The sequence below is a fragment of the Pseudomonas sp. LTR0 genome (assembly GCF_036630035.1).
Lineage (GTDB): Bacteria > Pseudomonadota > Gammaproteobacteria > Pseudomonadales > Pseudomonadaceae > Aquipseudomonas > Aquipseudomonas putida_Y.
On the sequence record NZ_CP123734.1, the window covers coordinates 4,170,211 to 4,194,878 of the forward strand.

Consider the following 24,668-nt stretch of genomic DNA (forward strand, 5'->3'; position numbering starts at 1 on the left):
TCAGGCCACCCCACACAGCTGGCGCAATTGTGCGGTGTCCAGGTGCTTTTCCACCAGATCGGCCAGGCGCTCGATGTCGTGTTCGCGCAACGCTTCGTAGTCGATAACCTGCACATCCTCCAGCCCGGCCCAGCGCAATAGCGCGGCACACGACTGGCTGCCTTCGAACAGGCCATGCAGGTAGGTGGCGAGGATCTGGCCATCGGCACTGACAGCACCATCATGGCGGCCATCAGCCAGTTGGACTGCGGGTTGCTCCAGAGCAGGCCCGGTGGTCACGCCAGCATGAATTTCATAACCGGTTACCGTTGCCGCCCCAAGGCTCAGTGTGCCGGCAACATTTCGCAGTTGCTTCTCGGCTTCGAGCACCGTGGCATAGTCGAGCAGGCCGAGCCCCTGACTTGAACCTGCGGCCCCCTCCAGCCCCAGCGGATCATGCACTTCGCGCCCCAGCATCTGCAGGCCACCGCAGATACCGATCAGCTTGCCGCCATAGCGCATGTGCCGCTCGATAGCCTTGTCCCAACCGCGCTCGCGCAGTTGTGCCAGGTCGCCGCGCACGCTCTTGGAGCCCGGCAAGATGATGAGGTCGGCAGCCGGAATCGGCTGGCCCGGGCCGATGAACTGCAAGTCCACCTGCGGGTGCAGGCGCAGCGGGTCGAAGTCGGTGTGGTTACTGATACGCGGCAGCACCGGCACGATCACCTTGAGCACACGCTCGTGCTTGACGCCCTGGCGCACATCGATGCCGTCTTCGGCTTCCAGGTGCAGGTCAGTAACGTAAGGCAGGACGCCCAGCACCGGTTTGCCGGTGCGTTGTTCCAGCCAGTCCAGCCCTGGCTGCAGCAGGGCGATATCGCCACGGAAGCGGTTGATGACAAAACCTTTGACCCGCGCCTGTTCAGTGGGCGACAGCAATTCCAGCGTGCCCACCAGATGGGCGAATACTCCACCGCGGTTGATGTCGGCCACCAGGATCACCGGGCAATCCACCGCTTCGGCAAAGCCCATGTTGGCAATATCGCCGGCACGCAGGTTGATCTCTGCCGGCGAACCCGCGCCTTCGACCATGACCACCGGGTACGCGGCACTCAGGCGCTGGTGAGAAGCCAGCACTGCCTGCATGGCCGTGGTCTTGTAGTCGTGGTAGGCCACTGCATTCATGCTGGTGACCGCGCGACCGTGGATGATGACCTGGGCGCCGGTATCGCTGTTGGGCTTGAGCAGCACCGGGTTCATGTCGGTGTGCGGTTGTAGCCGGCAGGCCTGGGCCTGCACCGCCTGGGCACGGCCGATTTCGCCGCCATCAGCCGTCACCGCGCTGTTCAGCGCCATGTTCTGTGGCTTGAATGGCACCACAGCGACCCCCTGGCGCAGCAGCCAGCGGCACAACGCGGTCACCAATGTGCTCTTGCCTGCGTCGGAGGTGGTGCCTTGCACCATGAGGGTCGTCATGCCGTTTCCTTTTGATAAGCCGCCAAGGCCTGGGCCAGGCGTTGTTCGTCCGCGGCGCAGGCAGGCAACCCCAGGCGCACGGCCGCTGGCTGTTCGAACAACCGTACAAGGATGCCGCGCCGGGCGAGAAATTCATGCAGTCGCGCAGCATGCGCGCTACGCACGTACTGGAACAGGTCGCAGCCACCGCTGGGCGCCAGGCCGGCCGTGTGCAGCACGTGCGCAAGCCGCTGGCTGGCAGCAGCACAGCGTTCGGCCTGCGCGCGCTGGGCAGCTTGATCAGCCAGACTGGCCTGGGCCAGTACTCGGGTCGGGCCATTGACGGTCCATGGGCCGAGCAGCTCGGCCAGGCGCAGCAGCAAGCTGCGTTCGGCGGCAACGAAGCCCAGGCGCACGCCGGCCAGGCCGAAGAACTTGCCAAACGAGCGCAGCACGATCAGCCCCGGGCGTTCGGCGCAGTCCACCACGCTGTCTGCCGGGGTGTTGTCCATGAATGCTTCGTCGACCAGCAGCCAGCCACCGCGGGTAGCCAGGCGGGCATGCCAAGCCAGCAGGCGTTCGCGCGATACCCGGTGGCCGGTCGGGTTGTTGGGGTTCACCAGCACCAGCACATCGAGGCCGTCGAGCGCAGCCTCAACTTGCGCCTCCTCCAGCGCCAGCAGTTGGTGCCCCACCCGTTGCCAGGCATAGGGGTGTTCGGCATAGCACGGCGTCAGCACGCCTACCCGGGCGGCTGTTCGCAGCAGCGGCAAGGCCTGGATCGCGGCCTGGGAGCCGGCGACCGGCAGCAACTGGCGGGCGCCGTAATACGCGCGCGCGGCGTCCTCCAGGCCGTCCTCGGTTTCCGGCAGGCGGGCCCAGGCGTCGACGGGAATCGGCGGGATCGGGAATGGCCAGGGCGCAATGCCGCTGGACAGGTCGAGCCACTGCTCACGGGCGATACCGTATTGCTGCACCGCGCGAAGCAGGCGGCCACCATGTTCAAGCATTGATATACGCCCCCAGGCAGATCACCAGCAGCCACAGCCACACGCCGCGCTGCACCAACTGCCAGCCGCGCTCGATGGCATCGGCATCGGCCACTGGCCCCTCGCCCAGGCGCGGCCGCTCATGCAACTCGCCGTGGTACACCGCCGGGCCACCCAGCTCCACGCCCAGCGCACCGGCGCCGGCAGCCATCACCGGCCCGGCGTTGGGGCTATCCCACAGCGGGCCCTGTTTGCGCCAGCAGACCAGGGCCAGACGGGTCTTGCCCAACAGGGCATACGTCAGGGCCACCAGCCTTGCAGGTATATAGTTGAGCACATCGTCGATGCGCGCCGCGCACCAGCCAAAGCGCTCGAAGCGTTCGTTTCGATAGCCCCACATGGCATCCAGCGTGTTGCTGAGGCGGTACAGCACCACGCCGGGCGCACCGGCCACCACAAACCAGAACAACGCGGCGAATACTGCATCGCTGCCGTTCTCCAGCACCGACTCGGTCGCCGCTCGGGCCACTGCTGGCTCGTCCAGTTCGCGCGTTTCGCGGCTGACCAGGTAGCCAACCCGGCGCCGCGCCTCCGCCAGATCGCCCTGGCGCAAAGCGTTGGCCACCGGCAGCACATGCTCGCCCAGGCTGCGCAGCCCCACGGCGCAGTAAAGCGCCAGTACGTCAACCAGCCAGCCGATATATGGCAGCCACGAAAGGACCAGCGCCACCAGGGTCAGCGGCACCACCGCCAGAAACCACGCACTCACGCCGTGGCTACGCCAGCCGCGCCCGCCAGCATTCAGACGGCGCTCAAGGTTGCCAGCCATATTGCCGAAGGCCACCAAGGGGTGGCGGCGCTGTGGTTCGCCCAGCAACGCGTCCAGGGCCACCCCGGCCACGGTCAGCAAGGCCACGCTCATTGACGCTCTCCCCATTGGTTTTCGTAAAGCATTTCACTCAGCGGCCGCTCTTCGGCCCAGTTTTCCTGCACCAACATCGGCACCGGGTAGAACTCGGCGACCGGCCCAAGGCACAGTACCGCCACCGGCTTGGCACCGGCGGGCATGCCCAGCAGCGCGGCCAACGCCTGCGGGTCGAACAGCGACACCCAGCCCATGCCCAGCCCTTCGCCACGCGCGGCCAGCCACAGGTTCTGGATGGCACAGGCCAGCGAGGCCAGGTCCATCTCCGGCAGGGTGCGGCGGCCGAAGATGTGTGGTTCGCGGTTGTCCATCAAGGCCGCCACCAGCAGCTCGGCGCAATCGTTTATGCCCTCCACCTTCAGTTTCATGAAGGCATCGGATCGCTCGCCCAATGCCTCGGCCGTGCGTATCCGCTCCGCCTCCACCAAGGCCTGGATGCGCCCGCGCAGGTCACGCCGGGTGATACGGATAAATCGCCATGGCTGCATAAGCCCGACACTGGGCGCCTGATGCGCGGCGGCCAGCAAGCGGCCAAGCAGCTCGGGCGCTACCTGGCCACCCGCGAAATGGCGCATGTCGCGGCGCTCGCCGATGGCCCGGTAGATTGCGGCGCGCTCGGCGTCGCTATAGGCGTGATCATTCATGGTCGCAACAGCGCCGCCGCCGCATCCGGGCAGGAAGGGAAATAGAAGTGCACGTAAGAGGCCGTCAGCCGGCCCAGACGATAGACCGCCTCGTTGCCACGCCCGCCGTTGGGGCTCAGACCGCGGGCAATCGGTTCCAGCGCAGTACTGGTCAGCGAATGGTGATAGGTGTGACCGCGCAAGGTCCCCTCCGGCAGCTCCACTGCCTGCAGCGCCAGGGCGGCCAGGCGCTTCTGCATGGTGGCTTCACCCGGCAGCAGGCCGAGCAGTTCGGCACGTTCACCGGCCACGTCAGTCAGGGCATCGAGCAGGTACAGCATGCCACCGCACTCGGCCAGCAATGGCTTGCCCTGCGCATGGTGGGCGCGGATTGCTTCGCACATCGGTGCGTTGGCGGCCAGCGCATGGTGATGCAGCTCTGGATAACCACCCGGCAGATACAGGCTGTCGACTGCCGGCAGTTCGCGGTCGTGCAGCGGAGAGAAGAACACCAGCTGGGCACCAAGGTTGCGCAGCAGGTCGAGGTTAGCGCCATACGTGAAGGCGAACGCCTCGTCCCGCGCCACGCCAATGCGCACACCGGCCAGCGAGGCAGCGCAGGTTTGCGGTTCGGGCTCGGCAAAGCTCACTGGCGGCGGCAACGCCGCATCGCAACTGGCACCCAGCGCTTCGGCGGCAGCGTCCAGACGGGTATCCAGGTCATTCAGCTCGCTGGCCTGCACCAGGCCCAGGTGGCGGCTGGGCAGTTCGATGCCGCGCTCGCGGGACAAGCCGCCATACCAGCGCAAGCCTTCGGTCAGGCTGCCTTCCAGCAGTTGCGCATGGCGCAGGCTGCCTACCCGATTGGCCAGCACGCCGGCGAACGGCAGATCGGCCTGGTAACGCGCCAGGCCCAGAGCCAGGGCGCCGAAGGTCTGGGCCATGGCTGTGCCATCGATCACCGCCAGCACCGGCACGCCAAAGTGGCGTGCCAAGTCGGCGCTAGACGGGGTGCCGTCGAACAGCCCCATCACCCCTTCGATGAGGATCAGGTCAGCCTCGCCGGCAGCCTCCCACAGCAGGCGACGGCTTTCCTCGGCACCGATCATCCACAGGTCCAGCTGATACACCGGCGCGCCACTGGCCCGTTCGAGAATCATCGGGTCAAGAAAGTCGGGCCCGCACTTGAACACCCGCACCTTGCGCCCGAGGTTACGGTGCAGGCGGGCCAGCGCAGCAGTGACGGTAGTCTTGCCCTGGCCAGAGGCCGGTGCCGCGATCAACACGGCGGGACAGTGGCGCGATCGACTCACAGTTCGACGCCTTTCTGTGCGCGGATACCGGCCTGGAAGGCGTGCTTGAGCATGCCCATTTCGGTCACGGTATCGGCCAGCTCGATCATCTCGGGCTTCGCAGCGCGGCCAGTGACAATCACATGCTGCATGGGCGGGCGGGCCTGAATGTCGGACAGTACCTGGTCCAGGTCGAGGTAACCATGCTTGAGGGCGATGTTGAGCTCGTCCAGCACCACGAACTGTACACCTGGGTCCTGCAACAACTGGCGCGACACCGCCCAGGCGGCTTGCGCAGCAGCAATGTCACGCTGGCGGTCCTGGGTTTCCCAGGTAAAGCCCTCGCCCATCACGTGGTAGCGCACCTGTTCGGGGAAGCGACGGAAGAACAGTTCCTCACCGGTGCTGTTGCGGCCCTTGATGAACTGCACCACGCCGCACTGCATGCCATGGCCCAAGGCGCGCGCGAGCATGCCGAAGGCCGAACTGCTCTTGCCCTTGCCATTGCCGGTCAGCACCAGCAGCAGGCCGCATTCGTTAGGGGAATTGGCGATGCGTTCGTCGATGACCGCCTTCTTGCGCTGCATGCGCGCCAGGTGGCGTTCGTCGCGTTCGGTGGATTCGCTCATCAGGGTTCTCCGCTGGCTGGCACCACGGCAACGCGCGGCGACAGGTAATAGGCAGGCAAACGGAGAACGCGCAGAGGCCATGGCAGGGCGCCACGGTGCACCGCGCATCACCCTCCGTGATGCCGTTGGCAGTATCAGGCCGGTCTCCGGGCTTGTGAGTGGGCCTTTGCCCTGGCCTGCGCGCCTTCCCGGATGCTGGCATCCAGTGGCCCTGCGCGGCCTTTTACTCATTTACCGTTGCGGGGGCAGCGCCGGAATCGCGCCATGCTGGCGCCCACCGGCTTCCCAGTTTCACCCTGCCCAGTCGGGGCTGGCAGGGCACCTGAAACACGCCGCGAAGGTTAGAGGGTTGCACCGGGAGCGTCAATCGAAGCGGGTGATCAGGCGGGTGAGCAAAGCAACATGAATCTCGGCAGCCGCTAGCGGCCCCGAGCTCAACGGGGCCGCTGAACAGGCATGGACATCAGGGGTTCTGCGCCAGATGCCCTTGCGGAATCACCCGCTTGGCCTGCAGGTAGGCCTTGGCCCAGTAGCTGTTGGAGAGGTAGTCCAGGCGGACAGTGCCACCCGTGGAGGGCGCATGCACGAAGCGCCCGTCCCCTACATAGATGCCGGCATGGCTGACCTGCGAGCCGCCACTGGTGGCGAAGAACACCAGGTCACCGGACTGCAGTGAACTGGCATCCACCGTCGGTGCACGCATGACGATCATCTCTCGTGTCGAGCGCGGCAGGCTGATGCCGGCAGCATCACGGTACACATATTTGATCAGGCCGCTGCAGTCGAAGCCGGAGTCCGGCGTATTGCCACCCCAACGATAAGGCGTGCCAACCAGACCAATGGCACGAATCAGCACGTCATCGGCAACCGGTGAAGGACTGGGTTGGCTATAGGTAACCTGCGGCTGTACCACAGGGGCCGGCGCAGGCGCACGGCTGGAGCATGCAGCCAGCAAGGCTGCCAAGGAGAGAAATGCGAAGCGCGCCATCTTTACCATGGCCAGAACATCCTGTCTGAGACCGCTGCGCTGCAGCCGAAAAGAGTTGAGAATTTAGATTAGACGCTTTCTGTAAATGCGCACGGCGGTGTGCTTTTTTTCAAAGCATCACCGCCGCGGCAGGGTACATCATTTTGACATCAGTTGCGCGCGATGTTGGTCGGCGCCATGGCCAAGGCTCGCTTGGCTTCAATGAAGGTCTTGCTCCAGTAGCGATCACCGAGGTTGTCGATGCGCACACCGCCGCTGCGGCGGCTGCTGGAGTGGATGAACTGATTGTCACCCAGATAGATGCCGGCATGGCTCACCCGGCCTCGGCCATTGGTGCTGAAGAACAGCAAGTCACCTGGCTTGAGTTTGTTGCGGGCCACTTTTGGCGCATCTACCTTGATCATTTCACGCGTGGAGCGCGGTAGCGTCATGCCCGCCTCTTCGCGGAACAGGTAACCGATGAAGCCACTGCAGTCGAAGCCGGACTTTTCCGAGGTACCACCGAAGCGGTAGCGGGTGCCGATCAACGACATGCCGCGCTCGAGAATGCTGTCAGCCAGAACGGGCAATTGGTAAGGCTTGCTGCCAGAGAAAGACGCCAGGTCATCTTCGGTGGCCAGCTCTTCCGGCTCGCCGAATACCGCCGAGGGAGAGGCTTTGGCCTTGATTGCCGATTGTGCGGTGACCGGGGTGTGATCCTGGGGCTGAGATACCGGGCCTTGGGCCGCGCAGCCAAAAAGCAGGGTCACGAGTGCGAGTGGCACGAGGGGTGCGAAGCGCTTCAGCATGGGCACGACCGTGTCTGTAATCCTTTAGAAGGGTGAAACTATGCCCTCTATCATGGCCATTTGCAAATTTTATCGAAAAAGATGTGACTTTTTTGTTCTACCGCTCTGGCCCAGTGTTTTCAGGGGGTTACCAGCCGAGGGTTTCCTTAAGAAAAGGAATGGTGAGCTTGCGTTGTGCCTGCAATGAGGCCTGGTCGAGACGCTCGAGCAAGTCGAACAACGCGCTCATGCTCCGCGCGCCGCGGGTGAGGATGAAATGGCCGACTTCGTCGGTGAGGTGCAGGCCACGGCGCGAAGCACGTAGCTGCAAGGCGCGAAGCTTGTCTTCGTCGGACAGGCCGCGCATCTGGAACACCAGGGCCAGGGTCAAGCGCGACTTCAGGTCCGGCAGCTTGATCGGCAGCTCGCGCGGTGATGCCGAGGCTGCCAGCAGCAAGCGTCGGCCGCTGTCGCGCAGGCGGTTGAACAGGTGGAACATGGCCTCTTCCCAATCGGCCTTGCCGGCGATCACATGCAGATCGTCGATGCATACCAGTTCGTACTGGGCCAGGTAGTCGAGCAGCTCTACGCCACGATCGAGCAATTGCGCCAGGGGCAGGTAGACAGCGGGCTCGCCGCGTTGCTGGAAGCGATGGGTGGCAGCCTGCAGCAGGTGGGAACGGCCAACACCCTGCTTGCCCCACAGGTAGATAAGGCTCTCGGTCCAGCCGGCGTCGGCTTCGCATAGCCGCTCGACGTAACCCAATGCCGCAGCATTGGCGCCCGGATAGTAGTTGATGAAGGTGGCGTCATCGCGCAGGCGCACACCCAGGGGCAACTGGATCGGTGGTTTCATGCTCGCGGGCGGTCGACAGGACCGCAGGGGGCCTTTGGTGAACAATGTGCAAAGTCTATACCCGCAACGCGGGGCGCACAATCTCGACTGCGGATAGGGCAAGCAAAATCAACAAGTTGCGCTGTGCAAGCGAACCGCGGATGCAGGCGCGAAAAGGCCCAAGACAAAACGCGTGGCGTTCAAAGCTCCGGGTCGATATTCCCGGCGTACATGTCCGATTCCTTGTACAGAGCATGCACATGCCGCAGCAGCACCATGATCACCGCTGCCACCGGCAGCGCCAGCAGCACGCCAGTAAAGCCGAACAGTTCGCCACCGGCGAGGATGGCAAAGATTACCGCAACCGGGTGCAGGCCGATGCGATCGCCCACCAGCAGCGGGGTCAGCACCATACCCTCCAGTGCCTGCCCGACCATGAACACGGCAACGATGCCCAGCATCGGGTACAGGTCGCCACCGAACTGGAACAGGCCGGCCACCAGCGCAGCACCAATGCCAATGATGAAGCCCATGTACGGCACGATGGCCGCAAGGCCTGCGAGCATGCCGATCAGCAGACCGAGTTCGAGCCCTACCAGCATAAGCCCGGCAGAATAGATGATGCCCAGAGCCAGCATCACCATCAGTTGCCCGCGCACGAATGCGCCCAGCACTTCATGGCATTCACCTGCCAGGCCCATCACTTGCGGCTCGCGCTGGCGCGGCAGCAGGCCGCGCAGCTTGCCCATCATCAGGTCCCAATCGCGCAGCAGATAGAAGCCCACTACCGGGATCAGCACCATGTTGGCCAGCCAGGCCACCAACGCCAGGCTGGAGGCGGTAGCATGGGACAGCAGCATGCCGACGATATCGGTGGTCTGCCCCATGTGCGCGCCAATGGCGGCCTTGATCTTGTCGAACTTCCAGAAGCCCTCGGCCAGGCCAAGGCTGCCCTGTACCCACGGCAGCGCTACATGCTCGAGCCAATCGAGTATCTGCGGCACCAATTCGTACAGGCGCACCAACTGCTTGGCCAGCATCGGCACAAGCACCAGCAACAAGCCCAACAGCACCAGGGTGAACAGGCCGAACACCACCACCACACCCCAGGTACGCGATAGCCCCAGGCGCTCGAGGCGATCGACCAGCGGGTCAGCCAGGTAGGCCAGCATGATGCCGACCAGGAACGGCGTAAGGATGCTGTGCAGGCTATAAAGCAGCACAGCGATCAGCAGCGCAGCGCCCAGCCAGATCCAGCGACGCATGTCGGTCACGGCGAGCGCCCCTTACCAGCGAAAACGCAAGCCGTCGAACGGCTTGGGCGCTGGCTGCGCAGGTACGGCCTCCCCGGCAGCGGCGTCCACTGCCGGTGCTGGCATGGCCGGCACCGCGGGCGCCTGCTCTACGGGCACTTCCTGCAGCTTGGCCAGGCCAAGCTGGGCACGCAACTGTTCACGATTGCCAGTAACGCCGTAGGTCAAGGTAGTGCCTTCGGCCGCCTGCAAGTGTGGGCCGTAGGGCTCCAGCACGCGGGCCAGTTCGGCGTAGCGCTGCAGGTTCATGCCCTGCACTTGCACCTGCAATTGGCTGCTGGCACCCGGCCGGGTAACGTAGCGCGGTGCCAGGCGGCTGCTCACCGCCAGCATCACCGCGTCAGCCAAGGCTGCCTGATCGGCACCCTCGGCATTGCCCTGCTCACGCTGGTCGCCCAGCCACAGCTGCCACTTGCCCTGCCACTTGCCGTCGGCTTCCTGGGCATGTACCGCCAGCAAAGCATCGGCACCGTAGCGCTCGGATGCTTCGCGCAGCTGCGCCGGGTCGCTACCTTCGATCTGCTTGGCATTGGCGACCAGTTGCTCCTGCAGGTCGGCCAGCGGCAAGCGCAGCGGCAGACCACGGTGCTGCGCGGCGCGGCGCAGGGGTTGGGCACTGGCCTGGCCATCACCGACCAGGCTGCTGCCCTCAACACTGTCGTTCAACCACCACCCCAGTATCGAGGGCCGGTTACTGCCCCACAGGGCCAGGCCAGCCTTGCGCAAAGCCCGCTCGGTGCTACCAGGGTCGAACTCGACCACCACCGACTCGGGCGGGCCGGCTTCGCTGCCCACCTGGTTGATGATTTGCCGAGGGTCCTTACGCAGCTCGGCCAACGCCGGGCTTTGCGCTGCCTTTGGGTCACCAGTCAGACGCTGCACCAACGTGTCCAGAGCTTTGGCCGTGGCCTCGGTACGGGCTTCGGCGCCCGGCCCGGTGACCGGCTCGCGCACCTGATAAAGGCCTGAGACATTTTCAGCCAGGGCAGTGGCCGAGATCAGCGCCAGGCAACCGGCTGCCAGAATATTGAACAAACGCATGGAGGATTCCTGTCCAGTTACCGCAATGCCTATACCTTATACACGGGGGCGCCAGGTAACCAGCCGCGGGGCGTGAAAGATTGCTTGCAGGTGTTGTCGGGCTTACCGGTGTTCGCCTTGAGCGGTTCAGCGCCAGTGAGATCGCGCGCCTGCCCGCGCGGCGCATCGCTGTTCCCTCAAGGCGAACGCCCCAACTAATTATCTTTTTCATGCCCTGCCCGTCGGCCTGAGGATGGCCGCTGCCCGGCAACCCTGATAAAATCGCGCGCCTTCACAGACCACTGACGTTTCAGACCGCCGCCGCTTACCAGCCGGCCTTGGCCGTCATGGTCGTTTTTAAGAATCCCTCCCTCCTAAAGGCCTGGATCAATGAGCAAGCAACCCTCCCTGAGCTACAAGGACGCCGGTGTAGACATCGACGCCGGCGAAGCACTGGTCGAACGCATCAAGGGCGTGGCAAAACGCACCGCACGCCCTGAAGTCATGGGTGGCCTGGGCGGCTTCGGCGCCCTCTGCGAGATCCCGGCCGGCTACAAGCAGCCGGTGCTGGTCTCCGGCACCGACGGCGTCGGCACCAAGCTGCGCCTGGCACTGAACCTGAACAAGCACGACAGCATTGGCCAGGACCTGGTCGCCATGTGCGTCAACGACCTGGTCGTCTGCGGCGCCGAGCCACTGTTCTTCCTCGACTACTATGCCACTGGCAAGCTGAACGTTGACGTGGCCGCCACCGTGGTCACCGGCATCGGCGCCGGTTGCGAACTGGCCGGCTGCTCGCTGGTCGGTGGTGAAACCGCCGAAATGCCTGGTATGTACGAAGGCGAAGACTACGACCTGGCAGGTTTCTGCGTAGGCGTGGTGGAAAAGGCCGAGATCATCGACGGCTCCAAGGTTACCACCGGCGACGCGCTGATCGCCCTGCCGTCCTCGGGCCCGCACTCCAATGGCTACTCGCTGATCCGCAAGATCCTCGAAGTGTCGGCTACCGATATCGAGAACACCCAGCTGGACGGCAAGCCGCTGACCGACCTGCTGATGGCGCCGACCCGCATCTACGTCAAACCGCTGCTGCAACTGATCAAAAACACCGGCGCAGTCAAGGCCATGGCCCACATCACCGGCGGCGGCCTGCTGGACAACATCCCGCGCGTACTGCCGAAAAACGCCCAGGCCGTGGTTGACGTGGCCAGCTGGCAGCGCCCGGCGGTGTTCGACTTCCTGCAGGAAAAAGGCAACGTCGACGAGCACGAAATGCACCGCGTACTGAACTGCGGTGTGGGCATGGTCATCTGCGTAGGCCAGGACCAGGTCGAAGCCGCCCTGAACGAACTGCGTGCCGCCGGTGAGCAACCGTGGGTCATCGGCCACATCGCCGAAGCCGCCGAAGGCGCTGCCCAGGTCGAGCTGCAGAACCTCAAGGCACACTGATGCCGAGCAAGACCTGCAATGTAGTGGTACTGCTGTCGGGCTCCGGCAGCAACCTGCAAGCCCTGATCGACAGCTGCCAAGGGCAGGACAGCCCGGTGCGTATCCGCGCGGTCGTATCCAACCGCGCCGATGCCTTCGGCCTGAAGCGCGCTGCGGCGGCCGGCATCGACAGCGTCGTGCTCGACCACACCCAGTTCGACGGCCGGGAAGCCTTCGATGCCGCGCTGATGGCGCACATCGACGGCTTTGCCCCGGACCTGGTGGTGCTGGCCGGTTTCATGCGCATCCTCAGTGGCGACTTCGTGCGCCACTATCAGGGCCGCCTGCTCAATATCCACCCATCGCTGCTGCCCAAGTACAAGGGCCTGCATACGCATCGCCGGGCATTGGAAGCTGGCGACGCCGAGCATGGCTGCAGCGTACACTTCGTGACTGAGGAACTCGATGGCGGCCCACTGGTCGTACAGGCTGTGGTACCGGTGGCGTCTGACGACACCGTCGAAAGCCTGGCACAGCGGGTACACCATCAGGAACACCTGATCTACCCACTGGCGGTGCGCTGGTTCGCTGAAGGGCGCTTGCGTCTTGGCGAACAGGGTGCATTACTGGACGGCCAGCCACTGGCGGCCAGCGGTCACTTGATTCGATCCTAGGAGAATTTATGCGTCGCGCCCTGCTCTTGGCTCTCGCCGTGCTCGCCCTGCCCCTCCAGGCAGCTGATCTGAAGCCCTTCTCGGCCAGCTACACCGCCGACTGGAAACAGCTGCCCATGAGCGGCACCGCCGAGCGCAGCCTGGTCAAAAATGCCAACGGTACCTGGGACCTTAACTTCAAGGCTTCCATGATGATCGCCAGCCTGACCGAGGAAAGCACCCTGCGTCTGGACAACGACACCCTGCTGCCGCAGAAGTACCACTTCGAGCGTGGCGGCCTGGGTAAGGCCAAAAAGGTAGACCTGAACTTCGACTGGAGCACCAAGAAGGTCACCGGTAGCGACCGTGGCGATGCCGTCAGCCTGCCACTGAACCGCGGTGTACTGGACAAGTCGTCCTACCAACTGGCCCTGCAGCACGACGTGGCCGCAGGCAAGAAGAGCATGACCTATCAGGTGGTCGACGGCGACGAGATCGACACCTACGACTTCCGCGTGCTGGGCACCGAAAAGGTCACCACCAAGACCGGCCAGGTCGATGCAGTGAAGGTCGAGCGCGTGCGCGATCCAAGCCAGAGCAAGCGCATTACCGAGCTGTGGTTCGCCAAGAACTGGGACTACCTGCTGGTGCAACTGCGCCAGGTAGAGACCGATGGCAAGGAGTACGTGATCGTGTTGCAGGATGGCACGGTCGATGGCAAGCCGGTGAAGGGCAACTGATCCTGCACTGCCTGCAACACCTGAAGCCCCGCCCAGTGCGGGGCTTTTCTTTGCTGCGAAGAGACCCGTTCAGGCGGCATACCTCCCTGCTTCATGAAACTTGTTTCATGCCTGTTTTACTTACTTAGTCTGCTAACAAACTCTATAAAGAGGGTGTGCGACACACTGTCGCAGCCATCTTGAAGAAGTGGAGTTTACCGATGACTGTCCAAGTAACCGAACGCGACGAATCGAAAATGTCCCACGAAGGCCTGGCCGCTGGCGTGCGGATCTGGGATGTGTACCAACAAGGCCAACTGGTGGGCATGTTCCATAACGAACACGAAGCACACCAATACCGCGTAGAGCTTGAAGACCTGGAAAACCAGCGCGCCACGCAATGACCCTGCCCCTTGTTGCGACCCCATGATTGATCTGGGCTCAGAGAACAACCCCACAATACCGCGCATTACCGGAGCATTGTGGGGTTGTCATGACAGGGCCTACACCACCCCGAAACGCACCTCCACCGACAGACTGCCCAGGTTATCGCTCAGGCCAGCCCCGTAACGCCCGTCCAGGTCGTCATTGATGCACAACTGCAACTCACCTTGCTGGCCACGCGGCAATTGCACCTGGTTGCCGACCAGGAACGGCACGCCGCTGTTGCCGATACGCCCGATCAACGCCCCTTCCGGTTGACCGGGCAAGGCATAACCGGACTTCGCGATCAACCTTGGGTTGCCCGCCGCGCCGACCATCCCGGTGGCCGGGTTGGCCGTCCACTGCCCGCCCGTACAGACCGCCAACTGCCAGCTCTGCCCATTGACCTGCATGCCCGTGCCCTGCCAAGCCTGGTTGGCCTGCACCTGTACGGTGCACTTAAGCAGGTCGCTGGCCACCACGTCAGCGGCCTGGAAGGTCAACGCGGTAATGGTCAAGGTCGGGTTGGCGGTGCCGGTGGTGGGGAACACGCCGTCGCCGACCAGGAACAGGTTGGGGTGGTCCCAACTGCGCTGATCCTTGTCCACCACCGACTTGGTGCGGTCCGAGCCCATGCGGTAGGTGCCCATCAAGTGGCCAGCGCCGTAGAACGCGTAGTTCTGGCCGTCGTACTCGAACACCGTTTGCGAACCGGGCTCGAGCTTAGGGTTCAGGTCGGTCAGCTCGGTGGCGCCCATCAGCTCGGTGATGATGTGCGTGGCGGCCAGGCGCGCCTGCTTGAAACCCTCCTTGGTGTAGTCGGACAGTTCGTAGGTGATCTGTGGCCGAGGCAGGCCCAGGCCGTCGGTGAACTCCGTGCTCCTCTCCACCCGGCAAAGCGCTTTGTCAGGGTCTTTCTCCACCTGTTCGATCAAGAAGCCCAGACGGAACTGGCGGGTCAGCACGCTATTGAGCTGCTGCACCAGCGCCTGGCCGGACAATGCCAGCTTGTTGGGGTTAGCGCCGCCATGGTTGGTGCCGTCGATGAAATCGCAGACTGAGGTGTAGGGGTCGTTTACCGACCAGTTCCAGCCCTCGTTGCCGATTTCGATACGCCAGGCGGCACGCTGGCTGCGGAACGGGCCATCGCGCATGTCCTCGATCCCCGAGGTGGACAATGGCCCACGGAACGGGAACAGCGGCTTGCCTTCGGGCATCAGGCCCCAGGCCAGGTACACCGGGTGGTCAGCCAACGCCTGGCCGACCTGGCCGCTACTGTTGGCGACCCCTTTAGGGCTGTTCGGGCCGATGGAGTTGAGCAGCAGTTTCGGTGTTTCGATCGCGTGGGCGGCAATCACGTAACGTTTGCCCTGGGCCGTGCCGTTCTGGCGCGTACCATTGTTCTGGTACTGAATGAAATCGATTCCCGTGACCCCATTGGCATCGACCTGCACCTGGCTTGCCACGGTCTGGTAGAGGATGCGCACGTTCCCGGTATCCAGTGCCTTGGCCATGGTCACGGTGGCGTCGTACTTGGCCTGGATCGGACAGATCGGCGTGCAGCTGGTGTTGCCAGCGCACACTCGGCGGCCGTTATCATTCTGCGAGTTGCGCCCGGCCGGGGTCTGCCGGACATTGAGGGTGACGCCTGGGTACGGCTTGCCGTCGGGCCCCTTCTCCGGGCTCTGGTACACCGTCCCCGTGACGTTCTTGCCCAGGCCCTGGTCGACCAGCGACGGCGGGATGCCATGCATGCTGTATTTGTAGCCATGCGGGAAGGTCACGCCCAGGTAAGTCTGCGAGGCGACGTCGGCAGACACGCCCATCTCCTCTTCGGCGCGGCAGTAGGCGATCTGCAGGTCGTCGTAACTGATCGGCCAATCGACCCCGACGTTGTAGGCAGTGCGCATGCGAAAGTCGTTGGGCAGCAGGCGCAAGGCCGTACCCATCCAGTGCCACATGGTGCCCCCGCCTACCCGCTCGTAAGTGCTGGCGAACAGTTGCGGCCCCTTCTGCACAAGGTAGCTCTTCTGCGCCTTGTTCGGGTCTTGGCTACCCGCGGTGATCAGGTCCTGGATGGTCGCCCTTGGCGCGAACTGCGTGGCCGGGGTCTGCTCGCTCTGCTCAGGTGGGTACGGCGACTCGGGCGCTTTGAGCACCGCGGTGTAGAAGCGCTCCAGGTACTCGCTGCGATTCGGCGGAATGGCCGGGCCCGATTCGAGCACCAGCACTTTCAACCCGGCCAGGCCCAACTGGTAGGCCATGACACTGCCGGCCATGCCGGCGCCCACCACGATCACATCGGCGGTTTCGATGTTCTGGGTTTGTACATTGCTCATGGCTGCTGCCCTTCCTTGGCGTCGACACCGGTGAATTGCTTAAGGGTCGGTGGCTGCTCACCCCAGTATCCGAAATGGAACTGGCTGTAGCCCATGGGGTGGGATTGGGCGATCTTCCACGCCCAGCTCTCCTTGTAGGCCTGGTCGGAGACCACACGCGTATCACCCGTGCGCGCGTTGCCCAGGTCGTAGGGTTGATACCAACTGCCGAGCAACCACAGCTTCATGATCGAGCGGGCGCCTTGGGCAATTTGCGGGTTCGCGTTATCGAGCACGGCACTGGCGATTTGCGCAGGCGGCTGGCTCTGGATGCCGGCGTACAGCTCCAGCAGGCTGCTGAACGCCTCGAGGCCCATGCCTTGCTGGGCGGTGGCGAAGAACACCGGCGGCAGGTTGATCGGGTCGACGGACGGCGCCAGCAGCTTGGCCGACAGGCCAGTGAGCACGGCGGACAAGCCGATGAAGTTTTGCAGGTTCTGGTCGCTCATGGCATCACTCCTTGGCGCCGGTGGATTGGGCACGTTCAAGCAGGAAAGTGAAATCGGCGAAGCTGGTGCGCGGTGACTGAGTCACGCGGGTGGTCGCGTTGTTGTGGCACTCCATGCAGCTGGACGAGGCCTGTGGGGTGGTGCCCTGGTTGTAGGTCTCCAGGGTGGCGTTGGCCAGGAAGTTCGGCGCAGGCGTACCTAACGGGTTGGTCGGCGACGGCACCTGGCAGTCATCGGCCGGGGCGGTGGGCCACTGGGTGCTGATCAGGTGGTAGTTGGCCCACACCGTGCCCTTGAGCGCACCTTGCCACTGCGCGTTGAGCTGTTGGGTGGCGGCGGTGACGGGAATTTCACGCACGATCTGCGAGGGGATGGCCTTCTTCGACGGGTCCCACGGTTGCGCGGGCGGCTCGTTCACCGGGCGATCGCTGGCCTGGGCGTCGTAGAACAGGTAGGGCCCCTTGCGCTCGTTCATTGGCGTGGTCTTTTCCGGCACGTTGCGCACGTGCTCGAACGTCGACCATACCCACTGCGGTGCGCCCTGGGTCTTGTGCACGATGTGCAGGCCTACCAGTCCGACCTTTTGTGCATTGCACGACTCGGGGATCACCGCCCCCTTGTTCGGGTCGGCATTGCCGGGCGTATAGACCAGCGCGTCGACGGCGTGGAATTCCTGCGGGTTGTCGCTGCCATCGAGCACTTTCCAGGCCGACTTGACCATGATCGCGCCAACCTGCCGGGCTTTTTGCGAACCGCAGGCGAAAGCAATGCGGTTGTCGGCCTTGCTCAGGAACGCTTGCTGGCCTTCCTTGCTGTACAGGCCATTGTTGACGATGTCATCGAACATCGGCTTGTTGACCATGATCGCGTTGCGCGTGTAAGTGCCACTTTGGTCGACCAACGGGCCGGTCTTGAACGGCTGGATGAACTCATCGAGCACGCCGGCGACCTTGCCCATCTGCTGCAGCACCGGCAAGTCACCCTTGCCTTGGCAGGCCGCGGGCACTGGCGCCTGCTGGTCCCAGCCAACAGGTTTCTGTCCCTTGGGCAGGAAGATCTCGTAGCTTTCTTTCCACGACTCCCACACCGTCTTTCCGGGTGCGCCGATCTGCGCCGAGGTGTTGGCGCTGCCGTCGGCGTTGGCGGGCCAGTTCAGGGCGACGAAGGTCTGCCACGACAGCACGTCGAAATCGTGTTGCAAGCTGTCCAGCGTGAAGGGGGGATTGGCGGTGACGTCGAAGGGAACCGCAGGTGACAGCACCGGCGGGCTGGCCGCATCGGCCATGGCGAGCGCACTGGTGAAGCTCGCACCCAGGCACGCCAACCGTTTCAGGGTTATTTTCATTGTCGTCTCCTCAGCAGATAAAGCGTCGGGACGACGAGGCGTACTGGCCCTTCCTGGACCGAATGTTCAGCGCTATCCCTGACGCTAAGCTGGAGGCTAGCCGCTGTGCCAGAACCCTAGGAAATGTCCGACGAACGGAAGGAACCAAGGCAATGGCGCAGCTGACTGATCGCGCCGGTTCGGCGAGCTGCGAACCAACGCGTATTTCACGATGGCCGCAGAAGCGACCTTGCGTCGCGAAAGGGCCGCAAAGAAGCCCTGGCGATCTTGAATGAACCGCGTTACCGCCAGGGCGGTGATTTCCTGTTTACCACATCAGATCATCAGGGATCTTGTAAGCCGCGTACGGGTCGTCTTCGTCCGCTTCCTCGACATGGCTATTGAGCAGCAGAATACGGTCGGGGTCGCGTTCCTGGATCTTCAATGCGGCCTCACGGGGGATAACCTCGTAACCACCGGCATGGGCTACCACGGCCAGCGCACCATTGCTCAGCTTGGTACGCATGAGGGCGTTGACAGCAATGCGCTTGACCTTCTTGTCGTCGACGAAGTTGTAGTAATCCTCGGTGTTCAGCTTGGGCAGTCGAGTGGCCTCGATCAGTTGCTTGACCTGCGCGGCACGGGCCTTCTGCTCGGCCTTTTCCTGCTGCTGGCGGTTCAGTTCCTGGTCACGCCTGGCTTTTTCAGCCATGGCTTCCTTGGCCATGCGCTGCTGGCTGTCGTCGATCTCGACCTGGCCTTTGTGCTCCATGCGCTTCTGTTTCTTTTCAGCTTTGTTGGTCTGCGAGACCTGTTTCTGGTTGACCAGACCGGCTTTGAGCAATTGGTCGCGAAGGGAAAGGCTCATGAATACTCACTCACTTATGCAACAGCTCAGCCGCAGCTGGGCAGGTTCTTTTCCTGACGTTTGGCTTCACCCCAAAGGGCATCCAGCTCGTCAAGGTCACAATCTTCAATGGGGCGGCCACTGTCGCGCAATGCCTGTTCGATAAAACGGAAACGTCGTTCGAACTTGCGATTGGCGCGGCGCAGCGCATGCTCTGGGTCTTGCTTGAGGTGGCGGGCGAGGTTGACCGCAGCAAACAGCAAGTCGCCGACTTCATCTTCCAGTGCATCGGCGTCGCCGTCGGCCATGGCCTGCAGCACTTCATCCAGCTCTTCGCGGACCTTGTCCAGCACCGGCAACGCCGCCGGCCAGTCGAAACCGACCGTGGCCGCACGTTTTTGCAGTTTGGCTGCCCGCGACAGCGCCGGCAAGGTTGCCGGCACGTCATCAAGCAGCGACAGCTGTTCGGGCTGGCTCTTCTCCGCGCGCTCTTCGGCCTTGATTTCTTCCCAGCGCGACTTGACCTGGGCTTCGCTCAGGCTGGGTGTATCCACCGGCGCGTACAGCTCGCCAGTGGGGAATACGTGCGGGTGGCGGCGGATGAGCTTGCGGGTGATGCTGTCGACCACGCCATCGAACTCGAAACGCCCTTCTTCGCGGGCCAGCTGGCTGTAGTAGACCACCTGGAACAGCAAGTCGCCCAGCTCGCCTTGCAGGTGCTCGAAATCGCCGCGCTCGATAGTGTCAGCGACCTCGTAGGCCTCTTCGAGGGTGTGCGGGACGATGCTGGCGTAGTTCTGCTTCAGGTCCCACGGGCAGCCGTACTGCGGGTCGCGCAGGCGGGCCATGAGATGCAGCAGGTCGTCAAGGGTGTAGGTCATACAGGCAGGTCCTTCGGTGGTGGCTTCTTCGCGGGCTTGCCCGCTCCCACAGGTACGGTGCAGATTTTGAAACCTGCATCCATCCTGTGGAGCGGGCAAGCCCGCGAAGCTGGCGCCACGGTCTCAAGGGGTACGATTACGCCGCGTCTCGATGATGTTCGGCAACTGCGAGATCCGCCCCAGCAGGCGCCCCAGCGCGTCCAGGCCAGGGATCTCGATGGTCAGCGACATCAGCGCGGTGTTGTCTTCCTTGTTCGAACGGGTGTTCACCGCCAGCACGTTGATCTTCTCGTTCAACAGCACCTGCGACACATCGCGCAGCAGACCCGGGCGGTCGTAGGCACGGATGACGATGTCGACCGGGTAGGTCTGCACCGGGATCGGCCCCCAGCTCACCTGGATCATGCGCTCTGGCTCCTTGCCCGCCAGTTGCAGTACCGAGGCACAGTCCTGGCGATGAATGCTCACGCCACGGCCCTGAGTGATGTAACCGACAATGGCATCGCCCGGTAGCGGCTGGCAGCAGCCGGCCATTTGTGTCAGCAGATTGCCGACACCCTGGATCTGAATGTCGCCACGCTTGCCGGTACGCGGCCCGGTAGGCTTGCGCGGCACCAGTTCGATCTGCTCGATACGCTCGGGCTCCAGCAACTGCTGGGCAGCGTTGACCAGATGAGCCAGGCGCAAGTCACCAGCACCGAGCGCGGCAAACATGTCCTCGGCAGTCTTGACGTTGGTCTTCTCGGCCAGGCGCTCGAAATCAACCTGCGGCAGGCCCAGACGACTGAGCTCGCGCTCAAGCAAGGTCTTGCCGGCTGCAACGTTCTGGTCGCGGGCCTGCAACTTGAACCAGTGGACGATCTTGGCCCGCGCCCGCGAGGTGGTGACGTAGCCCAGGTTGGAGTTCAGCCAGTCACGGCTGGGGTTGCCGTGCTTGCTGGTGATGATCTCCACCTGCTCGCCAGTCTGCAGGCTGTAGTTCAGCGGCACGATACGGCCGTTGATCTTGGCGCCGCGGCAGTTGTGGCCGATCTCGGTGTGCACGCGGTAGGCGAAGTCCAGTGGCGTGGCGCCCTTGGGCAGGTCGATGGCGTGGCCGTCGGGCGTGAACACATAAACCCGGTCAGGCTCGATGTCGACCCGCAACTGCTCGGCCAGGCCACCGATGTCGCCCAGCTCTTCGTGCCACTCCAGCACCTGGCGCAACCAGGAAATCTTCTCTTCGTAGTGGTTGGAGCTGGGTTTGACGTCGGTGCCCTTGTAGCGCCAGTGCGCGCATACCCCAAGCTCGGCCTCTTCGTGCATGCCGTGGGTACGGATCTGCACTTCCAGCACCTTGCCCTCAGGGCCGATTACCGCCGTGTGCAAGGAGCGGTAGCCGTTCTCCTTGGGGTTGGCGATGTAGTCGTCAAACTCCTTGGGAATATGCCGCCACAAGGTGTGCACGATGCCCAGCGCGGTGTAGCAGTCGCGGATTTCCGGCACCAGCACGCGCACCGCACGCACGTCGTAGATCTGGCTGAACTCCAGGCCTTTGCGCTGCATCTTGCGCCAGATCGAATAGATATGTTTTGCCCGACCACTGATGTCGGCATTTACGCCAGTGGCGAGCAACTCGTTCTGCAGCTGGGTCATCACGTCGCTGATGAAGCGCTCGCGGTCCAGCCGCCGCTCATGCAACAGCTTGGCGATCTGCTTGTACTGGTCGGGCTCCAGGTAGCGGAAAGAAAGGTCTTCCAGCTCCCACTTGATGTGACCGATACCCAGGCGGTGCGCGAGTGGCGCATAGATATCGAACACTTCACGTGCGACGCGCAGGCGTTTCTCATCGTCGGCGGACTTGACCGCACGGATTGCGCACGTGCGTTCGGCCAGCTTGATCAGTGCCACGCGCACGTCGTCGACCATGGCCACCAGCATCTTGCGCAGGTTCTCGACCTGCGCCTGCGAGCCCAGCACCAGCGACTGTCGCGGGCTGAGGCTGGCACTGATGGCGGCCATGCGCAGCACGCCGTCGATCAGCTTGGACACCACCGGGCCAAAACACTGGCTGACCTCGGCGAGGGTGACCTTGCCCTCGCGCACCGAACGGTAGATGACCGCAGCCACCAGGGAATCCTGGTCGAGCTTGAGGTCAGCCAGAATTTCGGCGATTTCCAGGCCAGCCTGGAAGCTGGACGTACCATCCGCCCAGGAATGCTTGGCCGGGTTGCCCTTTTTCTCTACCTCAAGAGCAAACTCGCAGGCTTCTTTCAGCGCTGCGCGATCCAGTGCCGAATCGACGCTTACCACATGGTCCAACCATGCTTCGAGATTGATACTGCCGTCTGTGTTGACCGGCTGGTGCACTCTCACCTGTACCATCTTTGTTTTACCTTTCCATGCAGCACACCATACGGGTGTGCTGGCGATCACCGTGCGGCCGCCCTTCCGTGGCAACCGCACCAAGGGGCCAGTCAGCTAGCCCGCTTCGAATAACGCCATGGCCTCGACATGCGCCGTCTGAGGAAACATGTCGAGAATCCCGGCCCTTTTTAACCGGTACCCCTGGCCGACCAGCACTTGGGCGTCTCTCGCCAGCGTGGCCGGGTTGCACGATACGTAGACCAGCCTTCTGGCCTTGAGGCGGGCGATGCCTTGCACCACCTCGAAAGCACCGTCGCGCGGTGGATCCAAGAGTACCGCAGAAAAGCCCTCGGCGGCCCATCCGGTGCCTGCCAAAGGCTGCGATAAATCGGCCTGAAAAAACCGTGCGTTATGCACATTGTTGTTCCGGGCATTGGCCGCGGCCCGATCGACCATGGCCTGTACACCTTCCACTGCCACCACCTCACGCGCCTGGCGAGCCAGCGGCAGGGCAAAGTTGCCCAGCCCGCAGAACAAGTCCAGCACACGCTCGTCGGCCTGTGGCGCGAGCCAGGCCAAGGCCTGCTCGATCATCGCGGTATTGACCTGGGCATTCACCTGCACGAAATCGCCCGGGCGCCAGGCCAGCTCCAGCTGCCAGGGTGCCAGGGCAAAGCCCAACTGCGCCGCTGGGTCCACTGGCGCCGGCTCACCTTCGCCTTGCAGCCACAGCTGGGCATTGGCCTGCTCGCAGAACGCTTGCAGCCTGGCCTGGTCCTCAGCCGGCAACGGCATGACGTGGCGCACCAGAACCGCCTCGGCGGTGCCACTGAACAGCTCCACATGGCCCAGCGCCTGCGGTTTGCTCAACGAGCGCAGCACAGTCGGCAAGTGGCGCAGAATCGACTGCAAGGGCTGTACCAGCACGGCGCAATCGTCGATGGCAATGATGTCCTGGCTGGCTTCGGCGCGGAAGCCCACCTCCAGTTGACGCGCCTTGACGTCCCAACGCACAGCCACACGGGCCCGGCGCCGGTAGCCAAATTCCGGCCCGCTCAGGGGGGTGGCCCATTCCTCGGGTTGCACGCCGGCCACCCGCTGCAGCTGCTCGGCGAGGGTGCGCTGCTTCAGCGCCAGTTGCGCTTCGTGCGGCAGGTGCTGCAGGTTGCAGCCACCGCAGCGGGCGTAGTAGCGACATGGCGCCTCACGGCGCTCGGGCCCGGCCTGCAGCAACCGCTCCAGGCGGGCTTCGACCACTTTGCCACGGGCGTTGAGCACCCGCGCCTCCACGACCTCACCGGCCAAAGCGCCGCTGACGAACCAGGTACGCCCGTCGAGGAAGGCGATGCCACGGCCGTCACCGGCCAGGCGCTCGATGTCCAGGCGCTGCTTCTTGCCCACGGGGACCTGGGGGGTGCGATTGCCGCCGGCCGGCTGGAAGCGCAGGCCGCTGTTGCTTTTTTTCTTGGACATTTAGCGTGGATCAAACAGGCCAGTGGACAGATAACGGTCGCCGCGGTCGCAAATGATCGCAACCATCACGGCATTTTCCACTTCGCGGGACAGGCGCAACATGGCCGCCACCGCACCACCAGAAGACACGCCGCAGAAAATGCCCTCTTCACGCGCAAGGCGACGGGTGGTGTCTTCGGCTTCCTGCTGCGACATATCGACCACGCGGTCGACCCGGGTGGCGTCGAAGATCTTCGGCAGGTATTCCTCGGGCCAGCGGCGAATGCCCGGAATGGCCGAGCCTTCCATCGGTTGCAGGCCGATGATCTGCACCGCGGGGTTCTGTTCCTTGAGGTACTGCGAGCAGCCCATGATGGTACCGGTGGTACCCATGGAGCTGACGAAATGGGTAATGGTGCCCTGGGTCTGCTGCCAGATCTCCGGGCCGGTGCTGTTGTAGTGGGCGATCGGGTTGTCGCCGTTGGCGAACTGGTCGAGCACCAGGCCACGGCCTTCGGCCTGCAGCTTCTCGGCCAGGTCACGGGCGCCTTCCATACCCTCCTCCTTGGTCACCAGGATCAGCTCGGCGCCATAGGCCGTCATGGCGGCCTTGCGCTCGGCGGTGGAGTTGTCGGGCATGATCAGGATCATCTTGTAGCCCTTGATCGCCGCCGCCATCGCCAGGGCAATGCCCGTGTTGCCGGAGGTGGCTTCGATCAGGGTATCGCCCGGCTTGATCTGGCCCCGCAGTTCGGCGCGAGCGATCATCGACAGTGCCGGGCGGTCCTTCACCGAGCCGGCGGGATTGTTACCTTCAAGCTTGAGCAGGAGGGTATTGCTGGTTTCGCCAGCGATGCGCTGCAGGCGAACCAGTGGCGTATTGCCGACGCAATCGGCGATGGTTGGGTACTGCACGGTCATGGGCGTATTTCGCAATCCGGACGGCGGGGTGC

General features: G+C 63.7%; 23 protein-coding genes and 1 riboswitch. Of the genes, 4 read left to right on the forward strand and 19 right to left on the reverse strand.

What is annotated here, in order from left to right; genetic code table 11:
- The 11 genes from QCL51_RS19120 to QCL51_RS19170 all read right to left on the reverse strand — a co-directional run bounded on the left by QCL51_RS19120 (position 1) and on the right by QCL51_RS19170 (position 10,836).
- Positions 1-1,455, reverse strand: a complete 1,455-nt coding sequence (locus tag QCL51_RS19120; RefSeq protein ID WP_338444028.1) for a cobyric acid synthase — start codon at positions 1,453-1,455, stop codon at positions 1-3.
- Positions 1,452-2,444, reverse strand: coding sequence for a threonine-phosphate decarboxylase CobD (gene cobD / locus QCL51_RS19125; RefSeq protein WP_084850376.1), 993 nt, complete (start codon positions 2,442-2,444; stop codon positions 1,452-1,454). The genes QCL51_RS19120 and cobD overlap by 4 nt, the downstream gene beginning before the upstream one ends.
- A complete protein-coding gene (gene cbiB / locus QCL51_RS19130) occupies positions 2,437-3,345 on the reverse strand; it encodes an adenosylcobinamide-phosphate synthase CbiB (RefSeq protein WP_021782518.1) in 909 nt (302 codons plus the stop codon). The genes cobD and cbiB overlap by 8 nt, the downstream gene beginning before the upstream one ends.
- A complete protein-coding gene (gene bluB / locus QCL51_RS19135; protein WP_021782519.1) occupies positions 3,342-3,992 on the reverse strand; it encodes a 5,6-dimethylbenzimidazole synthase in 651 nt (216 codons plus the stop codon). Before bluB ends, cbiB begins: the two co-directional genes overlap by 4 nt.
- Positions 3,989-5,284, reverse strand: coding sequence for a cobyrinate a,c-diamide synthase (locus QCL51_RS19140; protein WP_021782520.1), 1,296 nt, complete (start codon positions 5,282-5,284; stop codon positions 3,989-3,991). Before QCL51_RS19140 ends, bluB begins: the two co-directional genes overlap by 4 nt.
- On the reverse strand, positions 5,281-5,892 hold the full coding sequence (gene cobO / locus QCL51_RS19145; protein WP_014754250.1) for a cob(I)yrinic acid a,c-diamide adenosyltransferase: 612 nt from the start codon (positions 5,890-5,892) through the stop codon (positions 5,281-5,283). The genes QCL51_RS19140 and cobO overlap by 4 nt, the downstream gene beginning before the upstream one ends.
- A 119-nt stretch (positions 5,893-6,011) precedes the next feature.
- Positions 6,012-6,233: riboswitch (cobalamin riboswitch) on the reverse strand.
- Positions 6,234-6,355: 122 nt separating this feature from the next.
- Positions 6,356-6,889 carry a C40 family peptidase gene (locus QCL51_RS19150; RefSeq protein WP_021782521.1) on the reverse strand — a complete coding sequence of 178 codons (534 nt, stop codon included), beginning with the start codon at positions 6,887-6,889 and terminating at the stop codon, positions 6,356-6,358.
- Between the two features lie 140 nt (positions 6,890-7,029).
- Positions 7,030-7,668: an NlpC/P60 family protein gene (locus QCL51_RS19155; protein WP_021782522.1), complete on the reverse strand. Its 639-nt coding sequence runs from the start codon at positions 7,666-7,668 to the stop codon at positions 7,030-7,032.
- A 127-nt stretch (positions 7,669-7,795) separates the two neighbouring features.
- Positions 7,796-8,503, reverse strand: coding sequence for a DnaA regulatory inactivator Hda (gene hda, locus QCL51_RS19160; protein WP_003252443.1), 708 nt, complete (start codon positions 8,501-8,503; stop codon positions 7,796-7,798).
- 179 nt (positions 8,504-8,682) lie between these two features.
- Positions 8,683-9,756 carry an AI-2E family transporter gene (locus QCL51_RS19165; protein WP_021782523.1) on the reverse strand — a complete coding sequence of 358 codons (1,074 nt, stop codon included), beginning with the start codon at positions 9,754-9,756 and terminating at the stop codon, positions 8,683-8,685.
- A 12-nt stretch (positions 9,757-9,768) separates the two neighbouring features.
- Positions 9,769-10,836 carry a DUF2066 domain-containing protein gene (locus QCL51_RS19170; RefSeq protein WP_021782524.1) on the reverse strand — a complete coding sequence of 356 codons (1,068 nt, stop codon included), beginning with the start codon at positions 10,834-10,836 and terminating at the stop codon, positions 9,769-9,771.
- Positions 10,837-11,205: 369 nt separating this feature from the next.
- On the opposite strand from QCL51_RS19170, the gene purM reads away from it, so the two are divergent.
- The 4 genes from purM to QCL51_RS19190 all read left to right on the forward strand — a co-directional run bounded on the left by purM (position 11,206) and on the right by QCL51_RS19190 (position 14,019).
- A complete protein-coding gene (gene purM / locus QCL51_RS19175) occupies positions 11,206-12,264 on the forward strand; it encodes a phosphoribosylformylglycinamidine cyclo-ligase (protein WP_021782525.1) in 1,059 nt (352 codons plus the stop codon).
- Positions 12,264-12,917 (forward strand): phosphoribosylglycinamide formyltransferase, encoded by a 654-nt coding sequence (gene purN, locus QCL51_RS19180; RefSeq protein WP_021782526.1) that lies wholly within the window; start codon positions 12,264-12,266, stop codon positions 12,915-12,917. Before purM ends, purN begins: the two co-directional genes overlap by 1 nt.
- Positions 12,918-12,925: 8 nt before the next feature.
- Entirely contained in the window at positions 12,926-13,636 is a 711-nt protein-coding gene (locus QCL51_RS19185) for a DUF3108 domain-containing protein (protein WP_021782527.1), read from the forward strand.
- A gap of 200 nt (positions 13,637-13,836) precedes the next feature.
- Positions 13,837-14,019 (forward strand): hypothetical protein, encoded by a 183-nt coding sequence (locus QCL51_RS19190; protein ID WP_021782528.1) that lies wholly within the window; start codon positions 13,837-13,839, stop codon positions 14,017-14,019.
- 99 nt (positions 14,020-14,118) lie between these two features.
- Here QCL51_RS19190 and QCL51_RS19195 read toward each other — a convergent pair whose 3' ends face one another.
- The 8 genes from QCL51_RS19195 to cysM all read right to left on the reverse strand — a co-directional run bounded on the left by QCL51_RS19195 (position 14,119) and on the right by cysM (position 24,636).
- Positions 14,119-16,377, reverse strand: coding sequence for a GMC family oxidoreductase (locus tag QCL51_RS19195; protein ID WP_021782529.1), 2,259 nt, complete (start codon positions 16,375-16,377; stop codon positions 14,119-14,121).
- Complete coding sequence (locus tag QCL51_RS19200) at positions 16,374-16,865, reverse strand: sorbitol dehydrogenase (RefSeq protein WP_021782530.1); 492 nt, start codon at positions 16,863-16,865, stop codon at positions 16,374-16,376. Before QCL51_RS19200 ends, QCL51_RS19195 begins: the two co-directional genes overlap by 4 nt.
- Before the next feature lie 4 nt (positions 16,866-16,869).
- Positions 16,870-18,210, reverse strand: a complete 1,341-nt coding sequence (locus QCL51_RS19205) for a cytochrome C (protein WP_084850382.1) — start codon at positions 18,208-18,210, stop codon at positions 16,870-16,872.
- 307 nt (positions 18,211-18,517) lie between these two features.
- On the reverse strand, positions 18,518-19,057 hold the full coding sequence (locus QCL51_RS19210) for a DUF2058 domain-containing protein (RefSeq protein WP_021782532.1): 540 nt from the start codon (positions 19,055-19,057) through the stop codon (positions 18,518-18,520).
- A gap of 26 nt (positions 19,058-19,083) precedes the next feature.
- Positions 19,084-19,917, reverse strand: coding sequence for a nucleoside triphosphate pyrophosphohydrolase (gene mazG / locus QCL51_RS19215; RefSeq protein ID WP_028698018.1), 834 nt, complete (start codon positions 19,915-19,917; stop codon positions 19,084-19,086).
- Between the two features lie 123 nt (positions 19,918-20,040).
- Positions 20,041-22,281 (reverse strand): GTP diphosphokinase, encoded by a 2,241-nt coding sequence (relA, locus tag QCL51_RS19220; protein ID WP_021782534.1) that lies wholly within the window; start codon positions 22,279-22,281, stop codon positions 20,041-20,043.
- Positions 22,282-22,377: 96 nt separating this feature from the next.
- Positions 22,378-23,736 carry a 23S rRNA (uracil(1939)-C(5))-methyltransferase RlmD gene (gene rlmD / locus QCL51_RS19225; RefSeq protein WP_021782535.1) on the reverse strand — a complete coding sequence of 453 codons (1,359 nt, stop codon included), beginning with the start codon at positions 23,734-23,736 and terminating at the stop codon, positions 22,378-22,380.
- Positions 23,737-24,636: a cysteine synthase CysM gene (gene cysM, locus QCL51_RS19230; RefSeq protein ID WP_003252416.1), complete on the reverse strand. Its 900-nt coding sequence runs from the start codon at positions 24,634-24,636 to the stop codon at positions 23,737-23,739.
- Between the last annotated feature and the right edge of the window lie 32 nt (positions 24,637-24,668).